Source organism: Acinetobacter pengchengensis (assembly GCF_982235305.1).
Map to the genome: position 1 here is coordinate 750,957 of NZ_CEVATJ010000001.1, position 12,265 is coordinate 763,221.

The window sequence follows — 12,265 nt, forward strand, 5'->3', positions numbered from 1 at the left end:
GATAAAAAGCTGAGGCTAAATTGTACTCAGCTTTTTTGTTTTGGTTATTTTGCTGATTTAATGCTGCAACTCATTTCGGGCACAAGAAAAGGCGCATAAAGCGCCTGTTCTTAAAATTGAGATGCTATTTGTCTTTTAGCGATCATCAAACTCATTGTGCTGCGGAGCAGGGTGTTTAAAGCCTTTGGTTTTATAACCGAGGTATAAAACTCCAAACATCGCCCACCATAAGCCATACTTCAATGAAGTTTCATCGACTTCGAGCCATAAAGCAAAGACTGCAATAAAGCCGCATAATGGTACGATCACAAAATTGAGAATGTCTTTTAAGCCTTTGGTACGACCATCACGCAGTGCATAACGTGAAATTACAGATAAGTTCACGAAGCTGAATGCGGTGAGTGCACCAAAGCTGATCAATGAAATCACAAAATCTAGATCCATAAAACCAGCAGTTAAGGCTACAGCACCCACAATTAGAATGTTATATGAAGGCGTGTAGTTACGTGGGCTGATATGACCAAAGAGTTTTTTGTTGATCACGCCATCACGACCCATCACATACATTAAGCGTGATACACCTGCATGCGCTGAAATACCGGATGCCATCACCGTTACAATTGCAAAGGTCAGTACATAAGATTGGAACAGCGAGCCACCCACCAACAGTAAAATTTCTGGCTGAGTTTCTGCGATATTTTTAAAGTAGCTACCTGGTTCATTCGGGAAATAAATCTGCATGAAATAGGTGCTAACAATGAAAATTACGCCTGCAATTAGTGCAGTTAAGAAAATCGCTTTTGGTAAGGTTTTTTCAGTGTCTTTGGTTTCTTCTGCAAGTGAGCTGAGTGAGTCAAAGCCTGTAAATGAGAAGCAGAGTAGGGTTGCACCCGTAATTAATGCGCCTACCGAAGTTAACTCATTCCAAAATGGTTGCAAGCTCCATAACTGATAGCGTTGTTCGGCAGTGATTGGGCCATCGGCATTAAAACCAGCTTGTAATTTGGTGAACATCATCCAAGTAAAGACGCCAATCACCACCAGCTGGATTAACACAATCAAGCTGTTGAAGTTCGCCACAAAGCGCGCACCACGCAAGTTAACACCTGTCATAAATGCGGTGAGTACCACCACCCAAATCCAGTGATTCACTTCAGGGAATAAGGCTTCCAAATAAATCACTGCCAAGATGATGTTGACCATGGGTGAAAGTAAATAATCTAGCCAAGATGACCAACCCACCATAAAGCCGACATTGGGGTGAATGGATTTTTGAGCATAGGTATACGCCGACCCTGAAGATGGGTAACGACGAATCATGTGACCATAACTCAAAGACGTGAGCAAAATGGCAACCAGTGCAAAAATATAAGATGTGGGTACGTGAAAATGACTTTCTTCCGATACTAAACCGAAAGTGTCGAATAACGTCATCGGTTGAATGTAGGCTAAACCAATAATAATAATGTGCCAGAGTCCTAGCGTTTTTTGCAGTTTAGCTGCCGATTGAGTCCCAGAGATATTTGTCAACGGCGTTATCCTCTTAATCGTTGATCAAGGATCAGTCATGTTTGTTCAGGATTGTTTGAGACGAACAATCCCCCCTACATAAAAAAGTAAAAACGCGCCAATCTACTCTATAATGACGCGCTTTGTCAGTATCTTTGCTTTCTTTTTTAGCAGAAAAAAGGCCATATTGATGAAAAAACATCAGACGCAGCAGTCTACCAATGAAAAGCCCGATGTTTAGAAAAACATCAGGCTAGATTTTCGGTTATATTGGCCTATTTTGTAGGAATTACCAAGCCTTTTTTAAGATAGCTTTGAGTTCTTCTAAATTGGCCTCTTTCGGGTTGTAAATAATCGAACCATCGTTCAGGGCTTTTTCAGCCACTTCATCTAATTGCGCTTCGCTGACTTTACCCGTTTCTTGTAAAGTTCGTGGCAATTTGGTCAGTGCGTATAAACGGTCTCGAATGGCTAAGAGTGTCGAAATGGTTTTATCGGCACGTAAATGTGCAGGGGTTTGTGCGTAAATATCTGCGCCAGCCAACGGTAATAACAGCTCGGCAATTTTATCAGCATTGACGTCTTTGTTGTATTCCAACACGTATGGCAAGAATAAATTCATGCAGAGTCCATGTGGTAAATGTGCCACAGCACCCAACGCATGACCTAAGGAATGCACCAAACCCACCATAGAGTTTGAAAATGCAATGCCCGCCATGGTTGATGCTTGTGCTAATTCTAAACGACCTTGTTCATCACTTGGATTATCTAATACATTGAATAGGTTACTGCTGATTTTCTTAATTGCTGCTGTGGCATAAGCATCAGAAATTGGGTTTGCTGCCATGCAACTATAAGCTTCAATGGCGTGCGTCATGGCATCCATTGCTGTCATTGCTGTTAAATGTGGTGGCAAGGTTTGCGTCATACGTGGGTCTAAAATGGCTGCATGTGGCATTAAGTAATATGATGCAAACGGCATTTTGACATTCTTTTCGGTGTCAGATACCACCGCAACCATTGTGACTTCTGAACCTGTGCCTGATGTAGTTGGAATCACAAAAAATGGTTTTAGCGGACGTGGTAAGTTATGTGCACCTGAATATTGCAACAAGTCTTCACCGCCTTCACTGACTAAAATATTGGTGGCTTTAGAGGTGTCAATGACTGAGCCGCCACCCACAGCGATAATGGAATCACAGTTGTTTTCACGGTACAGCTCAGCAGCACGACGTACTGTTGCCACACTTGAATCTTGCGGAACATCGTCAAAAATATAGCCAATTACGGCATCGGTAGATTCAAAAGCAGCTTCAATCGGTGCAAGCAAATTGTTGGAACGCACGCCTTTGTCAGTAATGATCATTGGGCGCTGAGAGCCTAAGGTTGCCAATTCAAACGGGATGTGTTCAAGTGCTGCATGACCTGCAATGACTTTGACTGGGCAAAAAAATTCGTAATAAGGCTTCGTCATGTTATGCACTCCGTTTGAAATAAGATTGGGCAACTTTTAAATAAATATTGGCTGCACTTGATAGTTTTTCTTTTAAGCTGAGTTCAGTCGGGTATTGTTTTACCGCCAATTCTGCTACTAGCTTAGGCAAGATGAGCGCTTCCATTTTATTCAGACAACGTACCAAGCGAATTGCATAAGACACATCGCCATCGGCAATCATGCGGTCATGCGCAAAGGCCTGTGCGGTACTTTCCTGAAAGGAAAAAACCAAATAAGCATGGTTTAAATGTTTGAAGGTAATGGTTAAATCTGGTTTTTGTGCTGTATTCTGCAGCAATTCCAGTTGATGATCTGCAGTGACTTTGGCAACAAAGGCTGGACCATTCGGAAAGACTTTCATAGACAACACAAAGTTGCTGGGAAATTTGGCAACTTCTTGTTTAATTTCTTCATCGACCTGACTTGCCATGACTAAACCTCTGCCAATCACATCCATCATGAGTTTGACATAGGCCAGTTGCAAAGCGGGTTTCACAGATTTAGTTGAAATCACGCGCTGAATCCCTGTGTTATAAATCATTATTTAGAGTAAATACTCTATTTTATTTCTTATTGAAAAGAAAGCCATTTATACGTGAATGACTTGAACGTCATTAAAGTAACCGCTGTTTTGTAAAGTTTCAATGATATCTGCGCAGAAGTTTTCAAAATGTGGATAGTCATTGACTAAATCCATCACACGTACCATCTCTAAACCTGCATAGCCGCAAGGGTTAATACTTTGAAAACCTGTTAAATCACAATCAATATTAAGAGCAAAACCGTGATAACTGCGACCTTTACGAATTTTAAAACCGAGCGAGCCAATTTTTCGTTCATTGACATATACACCAGGTGCATCTGCTTTGGCATAGGCTTTAATACCGTATTTTTTAAGCAGCTCAATCATCAAGTTTTCGGCATATGATACCAAAGTACGGACATTCCAGCCCAAACGGTTCAGGTCAAACATGAAATAGGCGACCAATTGACCCGGGCCATGCCATGTCACTTGACCACCGCGATCAGTCTGTACTACAGGAATATCTGTCGCCATTAAAATATGTTCGGCTTTGCCTGCTTGCCCTTGGGTGAGTACATTCGGATGTTGCAAAATCCAGAGTTGGTCAGGGCTGTCACCATCACGTTGTTCAGTCCAGTGTTTCATTTCTTGAAAACGTGCTTCATAGTCAGTCAGGTCATGATATTGACGAATAATTAGGTTTGGCCGTTGTGTATTATCCACAGTGATGCAGTCCTATCCATAAAAGCAAGAAATTGATTTTATTATACGAAAATGTAGCAGCTGTAGGGGATTTGTGGATTGAATAAGATTTTGGCAGCATAAAAACAAATAACACGCCCGAAAGCGTGTTAATTGAAAATCAATCTACAAAATTACAATGCAGTTTTAATTAGTGGGCAAGCCGCCAAATCTGCATAAATCGCATGCACTTGTTCCAATTCTTCAAAACGTAATTGCGCTGTGATTGAATGATACTTGCCTGTGCGTGATGGGGTAATGCTGATGCTTTGTGCATCAAACTCAGGAAAGTGTTTCACTAAAATTTCAACCACAGCAATACGTAGTTCATCACCTGCCTCACCAATGAGTTTAATTGGGTAATCCATTGGAAACACCCAAAGATGTTCTTGCAGTTCACGAGATGGGGTGCGGTTGAATAACGTCATAAGCGTATGTCTCTATCTCTATATCAAACGCCTGCATAGGGCAGGCGTTTTAGGTCTTGTTGAATAAATGAGGCTGTATTGTAAAATTTCAATAGCTCATTTATGCAACAATCTTAGTCATTTTCCAAGAACGAACGTAAGTGTTCAGAACGAGAAGGGTGACGAAGTTTACGTAAAGCTTTGGCTTCAATCTGACGGATACGTTCACGGGTCACATCAAACTGCTTACCCACTTCTTCCAAAGTATGATCGGTTGGCATATCAATACCAAAACGCATTTTCAGAACTTTGGCTTCACGTTCAGTCAAGTTTTCAAGCACCTCACGGGTCGCTTCTTTTAAGCCTTCAGAGGTTGCCGCATCGACTGGTGAAGTGATGTTGCTGTCCTCAATGAAGTCACCCAAATGTGAATCTTCATCATCACCAATTGGCGTTTCCATAGAAATCGGCTCTTTGGCAATTTTCAGCACTTTACGAACTTTAACTTCGTCCATTTCCAAGCGTTCACCTAATTCTTCAGGAGTCGGTTCACGACCCATTTCCTGAAGCAATTGACGCGATACACGGTTGATCTTGTTAATGGTTTCGATCATGTGCACTGGAATACGAATAGTACGCGCTTGGTCGGCAATAGAACGGGTAATTGCCTGACGAATCCACCATGTCGCATAAGTTGAGAACTTATAACCACGACGGTATTCGAACTTGTCTACCGCTTTCATCAAGCCGATGTTACCTTCTTGAATCAAGTCTAGGAATTGCAAACCACGGTTGGTGTATTTTTTCGCAATCGAAATCACCAGACGCAAGTTGGCTTCAACCATTTCTTTTTTCGCACGGCGGGCTTTGGCTTCGCCTACTGCCATACGCTTAGAAATGTCTTTGATGCCTTTAACATCTAAGCCTAGCTCCTTTTCAATATCGGCAATTTTTTGTTGGAACGCCAAAATATCTGGACGTACTTTTTCCAAATAGCCTTTTTGGTCGGCAGGTGCTTTGGCAATGTGCTCATCTAACCAAGCAAAGTTAGATTCCTGACCTGGGAATGAGGTACGGAATACAGTACGATCCATACGACCACGACGCACCGCATAACGCATCACTTCACGTTCAGCAGTACGAATTTGTTCATGTGTACCACGAATCATTTCCGAAATAATATCGAATAAACGTGGCGTAAATTTAAACATCATGAATACAGTCGCTAAAGCTTCTAAAGCTTCTTGAGCTTCAGCACTTTCACGACCATGTTTTTCAATGGCTGCAATTTTTGCAAGATAAGCCTGTTCCAACTCACCAAAACGCATTTTTGCAATTTCTGGGTCTGGACCTGAATCTGCTTCAGATTCTTCTTCGGCTTCAGCTTCCTCTTCCTCATCGTCATCATCAAGTTTGACGTCTTTGGTCGGTTTTTTGCTGGTATCTTCTTCTTTGTCTAAATCGGCTTCGTCTTCTAAAACTTCTGGAATTTCTTCATCGGTTTCAGGGTCTAAATAACCCGATAAAATATCGGCAAGGCGGCGTTCACCCGCTTCATAATCTTTATATTCTTGCAGTACCACTTGCACTGCGTTTGGCCAGTAGGCAATCGAGTGAAGTACATCGCGAATCCCTTCTTCAATACGTTTCGCAATGCTAATTTCACCTTCACGCGTTAACAGCTCAACCGTGCCCATTTCACGCATATACATACGCACAGGGTCTGTGGTGCGACCAGGCTCATTTTCTACAGAGGCAAGTACCGCTGCAGCTTCTTCTTCAGCAACTTCGTCGGCAGCTTCCGCATTTTCCTCGAACATTGCATCATCAGATTCAGGCGCACGTTCATGCACAGGAATACCGACGTCTTGAAGCATTTGAATAATGTCTTCAATCTGTTCGCTTTCCGTGATTGAGTCCGGGAGATGATCGTTAACCTCAGCGTAAGTTAGGTAACCTTGCTCTTTGCCTCGGCTAATCAGAGCCGCTACTTGCGAAGTAGGGGAATTCATATCGCTCATCTTTGCTTACTCTTCGTTGAATCTGTGGCAGTGAAAAACCGTGCATGATAGCACAATTCGCTTTAAATAGGGTTGGAATTGATCAATCAAGCATGATTTTAAAATGATGTTTGAATGAAGAATGTGATTGGAATATGGGGCTTCATTACTGTTTTTCAAGTCAATTTCCTTTTTGCCCGCAAAATATTTTTATGATTGGGGCCAATCCTGAATAATGATACTAACTTGCTAATATATACACAAATTTTAAAGTATGTTGCAATGTGCGTATGTTGCAGTTTTTTGAAAAAAATAAATAAAACTTGACAATATTTATAAAGGCAGATAAATAGCGGCTAGACCCTTCACATTTTTTCATTCTGAGGTAGTTTTAGTGTCTTCTACAGATTTTGAACTAGATGATAACTACGGTGATGATGATGTTAATTTCGATGAGGCATCAAACAAAATAAGCGCGAAAGAATCTTTAGAAAAGCGCCGTTTGATTGATGATTTACTCGCACAACGTCGTTTGGAACGTGAGCTCAAAGATTTTGATTATGATTTTGACGATGACGACGATTTTGACGACGAAGACGACTAAAATCAGGTTCTGCATCACCCGCTGAAAATGCTATGCTACATCCCTAAATTGACACCTATGGATTTGAAATGACTGCTTTAGATTTAGACCTGTTAAGTGAATATCTAGATGGTGACCAAAACGAATATGGTCTAGACTTCGCTGCAACACATGGTTTCTTGTGTGCCATTGCAGTTGGACCTCAATTTGACCCATGGTTAAATGAATTATTTGAAGGCAATCAAAACAAAGTACCTGCCGAAATTATCGCGCAAATTAAGGCATGGCTAGAAAGTATTCGCCAAAGTTTAGCCAATGAAGAAGGCATTGAATTTCCATTTGAAATTGAAGAAGCGGAAGTTGATTCTAGCTTAGGTGACTGGAGTGTTGGTTTTGTAGATGCGATGTTCTTGAACGAAGAAGCGTGGTTCACCCCTGAATTTGAAGAACAATTGGTTGATTTAACTTTGCCAATGATGGTGTTTAGTGGCATTGATGAAGAAGACCCGCAAATGGAGTCTTTCCGTCGCAATGGTCAGTTAATGGACGAGATTGCAGAAGAAATTCCAGAAAATCTGAATGAATTGTATTTGATGTATCACACACCTAAATAAGCTGCCGAATCTATTGGTTAGATTCATGTTTGTGTATATTTGAAAGCGTGAATAGCTAAAAAAGCACTGCTAAATGCAGTGCTTTTTTGTGGCTAGGATGAATACATCAATGATGTATGTTTCAACTTAGTTGAACTACGCCAATTAGCGTGTAGCACGATCCCAGGCATCTTTTACCGCAAATTTTGCTTGTTCCCAAGTTAAACGAGAACTGCCTTTAATTTGTTCCCATTTGCTTTTTAAATCGGGTTCGACATCTTCAAAGCGGGTATGTGCATCATAATGTGGGCGGTTTTCATAACCAACACGGTAGGCATTTTGGTAGTCACGGTCATATTCTAAATCTGGGTAATGACTGCGTGTTTCTGCATAATAGACAGTATTGAGACTATTGGCACGCCAGTACGCTTCTTCTTCGGTAGGGTTTACTACTTCTGCAGCGCCTTTACCAGCCAATCCACCAACAACGGCACCTACAGCACCGCCAACAACAGCACCTACAGGGCCGCCTAATGCACCAACAGTTGCTCCTGTTGCAGCTCCACCAACTGCGCCTAGACCTGTACCAACAGGGTGGGCACCCGGCTCACCTGTAATCGGGTCGGCATTTAAACGATCACGTTCTTCTTTGGATAAATTTTTAACCACATCACGGTCAATCTGTTCATTGCGTTTAAAATCTGACATGCGAATCACCTTTTCTAGTTGTATGAGTTATTGCTGTGTTTTCATAATCGCTATGAATGAACTAAGCTTAGGCGATGAAAATGTAGCCTTATACCCCATTCACAAGGTGTTTCAGTTACAGCGCATGTCTGAAGTAAGTTTATGTATGATGCTGCGCGTAGTTGTAGTTTTTAGGTGTGTGCTGTTGGTTTTGGGTGTCTAATACAACAATTCAGTAAAATTTTATAAGAATTTCTTATGGTAGTAACGGTTTGCGTACCAGTTGTAAGCAATATGAAATACAGCACCATGAATGGCAATCAGGCACAGCATGATCACGGCAGCCAAAGCCAATCCTGCTTTATCTGCTGCTTTTAAAATTTCTTCTGCATTTGGGTTCATGAGTACCAAGAAAAACACAAAGAAACTACCAATAATAATCGCGACAGCACTTGAGCCCCAGACCAGTTGAATTTTTTCATCACTGCTCGGTAAGCGTTGTTCTTTTTTGACAAAATGGCCTGCACTAATGAATGCTGCGGCAATTAATGCAGGGAGCAGGGTTATACCACCTAATTTTAGACCAAAAATTAATACGGTAATGAGTAACACCAGCGCAATACTGTAAACCGCAGCAAAAAATAATAAATATGGTTTCATGTCTGATTTCCCCAAAAAATTGATTCAATTGAATAGCAACGCGAGCATTAACCACGCATTTTACGTTTATGCCTAAGGTATAAAAGAATGACAATGACCAAGAGGACCAATCCAATAATGACATGACTGACCTTACTGAAAATTTGCTGCATCAATTGTTGGTTTTCACCAAAATAATAACCCACACAGGCTAAAAAAGTGGTCCAAATGATTGTACCTAAACCACTATAAAACATAAATTTCCAAAATGGCATGTGGCTCATGCCTGCAGGAATACTGATTAGAGAACGAATAGCAGGAATCATGCGCCCAAAAAATACAATCCGATGTCCGTATTGTTCAAACCAGTGCAAGGAATTTCGGACATCTTGTTCTTTAATCCATAGATATTTACCGTAGCGACTCACCCAGTGGTAAATACTTTCATGTTTGCAACGATAACCCACCCAATATAACAGTGCCGCCGCAACCAATGAGCCGATACAGCCCGCAATAATGACACCCAGTAGCAGTAATTGCCCTTGCGATGCAGAGTAGCCTGCAGAAGGCATAATAATTTCAGAGGGAACGGGTGGAAAAACATTATCTAGAAACATCAACAGGGCAATACCAAGATAGCCCAATTGTTCCATAATCGAAATAATCCATTCAGTTAAGTTCATGCAAGTCGTGCTTTGGAAAAGTGCTTCAATCCTAAACAGTATTGGTCAAACAGTAAAGTCTTGCGCAATGTAGATTTAATCAAGCTCTGCATGGGTCAGGGTGTGGATATATACACGTCTTAAGCTATACGCCACGAGGATAGGGATGACACAGAGCAGGGCGTAATTCAAGAAATGCGCTTGCAGATGGTAGCCCACAAATGCCGCAATAATACCGCCTAAAATTGCACCGAAAGCCACAATAAAAGTATGTGATTCTTGTTCCAAACAATCTTGGTTTGTTGCACTATGCGCAACAGCCACTGCTTTTACAGGTGTAAAACGTAGTGTGTGCATTGAAGTTGAAATTTTTGTTTTAGACATAGCGGCACTCCAGGTTGCGGCATATAAATTTAGGAATACATAACGATCCTTGAATTTTGGGGCATGGAAGATGTTGAGTGTATTCTGAACTTCTGCACCAATATAGCCACGGATTTTGTGGCTTGTTTTGATTGAATGCTATCACTCAATCTTGGGATATTACGCAATGCTTAGTAAACAAGCGTTGTATTTTTATGTTCTATGTAATCTTGCGTGAAGCGTGAGTCGGCATAAAAAAAGTCCGCATACTAGATGAGGACTTTTTAAGATGATCGGTTGATACAACATCAATATGGCTTTGATTAGACCTTGTTGATGTGTATGAGCCTGAATGGATTACAGACGTTTACGTTTAGCTGCGGCAATTTGTGATTGGCGCATACGGAAACCTTCTTTTTGTTTCTCACTGGTTTTATCAATACAGTACACGCAAGATACACCGTGTTCATAGCTTGGTAGTGCAACTTCTTCAGGCAGTAATGGCCAACCGCAAGCATGACATTTGGTGTTTTGACCTTCTTGCATACCATGAGTTACCGCAGTACGCCCATCAAATACGAAACATTCACCTTCCCATAAGCTTTCATCGGTTGGTGTTTCTTCTAAGTATCTAAGCACGCCACCTTTTAAGTGATAAACCTCGGTAAAACCTTCTTGCAGTAATAAAGATGTCGATTTCTCACAGCGAATCCCGCCTGTGCAGAACATCGCAATTTTTTTATCTTTGTGCTGTTCTAGGTTTTGCTTCACATATTCTGGAAATTCACGGAAAGTTTCGGTTTTCGGGTCAATTGCACCCTTAAACGTTCCTGCTTTGTATTCATAGTCATTACGAGTATCAATCAGAATGACATCGTCACGAGCAATCAGTTCATTCCATTCTTTAGGGTCTAGGTAGTGACCGACTAAATCACGTGGTTTTACGTCTACGCCCAAAGTCACAATTTCTTTTTTCAGTTTAATTTTCATTTTACGGAATGGTTTTTCAGAGCTGAGCGACTCTTTGTATTCCATTGCGGTAAAGCCTTCATCTAATAGAAATTTGTGAAGTTGATCAATGGCAGAACGGTCACCCGCCACAGTTCCATTAATGCCTTCACCTGCCACAATAAGAGTACCGCAAAGGTTGATTGAATTTACCAAATTTAATAAGCGTTGTTGAAGATCGGCGGGATCTGCAACTTCTTTGAATTGATAAAGTGCGGCAACAACCCAAGTCGTGGTCGCTGGCTGTTCTACAGGTGCAAGCTGTTCTACAGTAGCGTTCATGGAGTACTCCAATAGATGAATGACAAAAATTTAAGGCGCATATTCTAACCTGCTTAGTATGAATATGCGAGAAAACCGAGCACAGAACATGGTTTTTTAAAGGGCAACACAGCATTTTAAAAATGGAGCAGAACGGGGTATGATGCCACTCGTTTCAAAGAAGAATCATGTGTTCAGATTGATAAGCCAACAGGTGTTGTTAAATATTGGAGTATTGTGTTGAGTAAGGAGCGTCAAATTGCCACTTTAACCCCGTGTGCAGGTCGTTGTTCTACGGTGTTTGGTGATGCTGTCTGTCGAGGTTGTCGTCGCTTTAACCATGAAGTGATTCAATGGAACAGCTATACGCCTGAACAACACACTGCCGTTTGGCGTCGCTTAGATGCACAGCTCGATCAGATTTTAGTGCCTATGCTGCCTTTTGCTGACTTGCGTCATGTTGAAGGGTTTATACGGTCTAAGCGTGTGCGTTTACGTGATGATGCTTCAAAAGGGCGTAAGCTATACCACGCACTGAAAATTTGTGAAAAAAATCGACATTTTACCGATGAAAGTGGTTTGGGTATTCACTACAAAGAAGTGCGGCCTTTGTGGCAGGAATTTGAGCGTCGCGTGTTGGCACTTGCAACCGCAAGTTATGACTTTGCATTCTTACGTGCCGATGGCATCAGCCATAGCTTATTGCATAATTTGCAGGATGACTAATTTGTAATTCTTGTTATGGGTCTGTAAAGAGTAGATAGACTTTGATTGAGCCATAAAAAACTCGCAAA

Annotated in this window: 14 protein-coding genes; 3 read left to right on the plus strand and 11 right to left on the minus strand. The window is 41.4% G+C overall.

The annotated features are described in order from the left end of the window. Positions 1 to 135: 135 nt before the first annotated feature. From AC0T5Z_RS03655 to rpoD, 6 genes are all read right to left on the minus strand, one after another. On the minus strand, positions 136 to 1,530 hold the full coding sequence (locus AC0T5Z_RS03655; protein WP_435337369.1) for an APC family permease: 1,395 nt from the start codon (positions 1,528 to 1,530) through the stop codon (positions 136 to 138). A gap of 268 nt (positions 1,531 to 1,798) precedes the next feature. Continuing rightward, positions 1,799 to 2,983 (minus strand): iron-containing alcohol dehydrogenase, encoded by a 1,185-nt coding sequence (locus tag AC0T5Z_RS03660; RefSeq protein ID WP_435337370.1) that lies wholly within the window; start codon positions 2,981 to 2,983, stop codon positions 1,799 to 1,801. Position 2,984: 1 nt separating this feature from the next. Next, complete coding sequence (locus AC0T5Z_RS03665) at positions 2,985 to 3,518, minus strand: hypothetical protein (RefSeq protein ID WP_291333805.1); 534 nt, start codon at positions 3,516 to 3,518, stop codon at positions 2,985 to 2,987. Between the two features lie 75 nt (positions 3,519 to 3,593). Continuing rightward, the gene (lipB, locus tag AC0T5Z_RS03670; RefSeq protein ID WP_291333803.1) at positions 3,594 to 4,250 is read right to left on the minus strand and encodes a lipoyl(octanoyl) transferase LipB; all 657 of its coding nucleotides are present in this window, start codon (positions 4,248 to 4,250) and stop codon (positions 3,594 to 3,596) included. Positions 4,251 to 4,402: 152 nt separating this feature from the next. Next, entirely contained in the window at positions 4,403 to 4,696 is a 294-nt protein-coding gene (locus tag AC0T5Z_RS03675; protein ID WP_291333801.1) for a YbeD family protein, read from the minus strand. A gap of 113 nt (positions 4,697 to 4,809) precedes the next feature. Further along, entirely contained in the window at positions 4,810 to 6,696 is a 1,887-nt protein-coding gene (rpoD, locus tag AC0T5Z_RS03680) for an RNA polymerase sigma factor RpoD (RefSeq protein WP_291333799.1), read from the minus strand. Between the two features lie 373 nt (positions 6,697 to 7,069). Between rpoD and AC0T5Z_RS03685 the strand changes: the two genes are divergently transcribed. Both AC0T5Z_RS03685 and AC0T5Z_RS03690 read left to right on the plus strand, forming a co-directional pair. Further along, complete coding sequence (locus tag AC0T5Z_RS03685) at positions 7,070 to 7,279, plus strand: PA3496 family putative envelope integrity protein (protein ID WP_004972246.1); 210 nt, start codon at positions 7,070 to 7,072, stop codon at positions 7,277 to 7,279. A 68-nt stretch (positions 7,280 to 7,347) separates the two neighbouring features. Continuing rightward, on the plus strand, positions 7,348 to 7,872 hold the full coding sequence (locus AC0T5Z_RS03690; protein WP_291333796.1) for a YecA/YgfB family protein: 525 nt from the start codon (positions 7,348 to 7,350) through the stop codon (positions 7,870 to 7,872). 144 nt (positions 7,873 to 8,016) lie between these two features. On the opposite strand, the gene AC0T5Z_RS03695 is transcribed toward AC0T5Z_RS03690, so the two are convergent. From AC0T5Z_RS03695 to trhO, 5 genes are all read right to left on the minus strand, one after another. Further along, on the minus strand, positions 8,017 to 8,559 hold the full coding sequence (locus AC0T5Z_RS03695; protein WP_291333794.1) for a hypothetical protein: 543 nt from the start codon (positions 8,557 to 8,559) through the stop codon (positions 8,017 to 8,019). A gap of 222 nt (positions 8,560 to 8,781) precedes the next feature. Continuing rightward, complete coding sequence (locus AC0T5Z_RS03700) at positions 8,782 to 9,198, minus strand: ABZJ_00895 family protein (protein ID WP_291333792.1); 417 nt, start codon at positions 9,196 to 9,198, stop codon at positions 8,782 to 8,784. 47 nt (positions 9,199 to 9,245) lie between these two features. Beyond that, positions 9,246 to 9,860 (minus strand): DedA family protein, encoded by a 615-nt coding sequence (locus tag AC0T5Z_RS03705; protein WP_291333790.1) that lies wholly within the window; start codon positions 9,858 to 9,860, stop codon positions 9,246 to 9,248. Positions 9,861 to 9,935: 75 nt separating this feature from the next. Next, on the minus strand, positions 9,936 to 10,223 hold the full coding sequence (locus AC0T5Z_RS03710; protein WP_291333788.1) for a hypothetical protein: 288 nt from the start codon (positions 10,221 to 10,223) through the stop codon (positions 9,936 to 9,938). A gap of 336 nt (positions 10,224 to 10,559) precedes the next feature. After that, a complete protein-coding gene (gene trhO / locus AC0T5Z_RS03715; RefSeq protein WP_291333786.1) occupies positions 10,560 to 11,492 on the minus strand; it encodes an oxygen-dependent tRNA uridine(34) hydroxylase TrhO in 933 nt (310 codons plus the stop codon). Between the two features lie 219 nt (positions 11,493 to 11,711). Between trhO and AC0T5Z_RS03720 the strand changes: the two genes are divergently transcribed. Further along, the gene (locus tag AC0T5Z_RS03720) at positions 11,712 to 12,197 is read left to right on the plus strand and encodes a DUF1289 domain-containing protein (RefSeq protein ID WP_291333784.1); all 486 of its coding nucleotides are present in this window, start codon (positions 11,712 to 11,714) and stop codon (positions 12,195 to 12,197) included. Positions 12,198 to 12,265: the final 68 nt, after the last annotated feature.

Coding starts and splice junctions, on each gene's coding strand:
- AC0T5Z_RS03660 (WP_435337370.1), bottom strand. CDS start 2,983: ATGACGAAGCCTTATTACGAATTTTTTTGCCCAGTCAAAGTCATTGCA.
- AC0T5Z_RS03675 (WP_291333801.1), bottom strand. CDS start 4,696: ATGACGTTATTCAACCGCACCCCATCTCGTGAACTGCAAGAACATCTT.
- rpoD (WP_291333799.1), bottom strand. CDS start 6,696: ATGAGCGATATGAATTCCCCTACTTCGCAAGTAGCGGCTCTGATTAGC.
- AC0T5Z_RS03690 (WP_291333796.1), top strand. CDS start 7,348: ATGACTGCTTTAGATTTAGACCTGTTAAGTGAATATCTAGATGGTGAC.
- AC0T5Z_RS03695 (WP_291333794.1), bottom strand. CDS start 8,559: ATGTCAGATTTTAAACGCAATGAACAGATTGACCGTGATGTGGTTAAA.
- AC0T5Z_RS03700 (WP_291333792.1), bottom strand. CDS start 9,198: ATGAAACCATATTTATTATTTTTTGCTGCGGTTTACAGTATTGCGCTG.
- AC0T5Z_RS03705 (WP_291333790.1), bottom strand. CDS start 9,860: ATGAACTTAACTGAATGGATTATTTCGATTATGGAACAATTGGGCTAT.
- AC0T5Z_RS03710 (WP_291333788.1), bottom strand. CDS start 10,223: ATGTCTAAAACAAAAATTTCAACTTCAATGCACACACTACGTTTTACA.
- trhO (WP_291333786.1), bottom strand. CDS start 11,492: ATGAACGCTACTGTAGAACAGCTTGCACCTGTAGAACAGCCAGCGACC.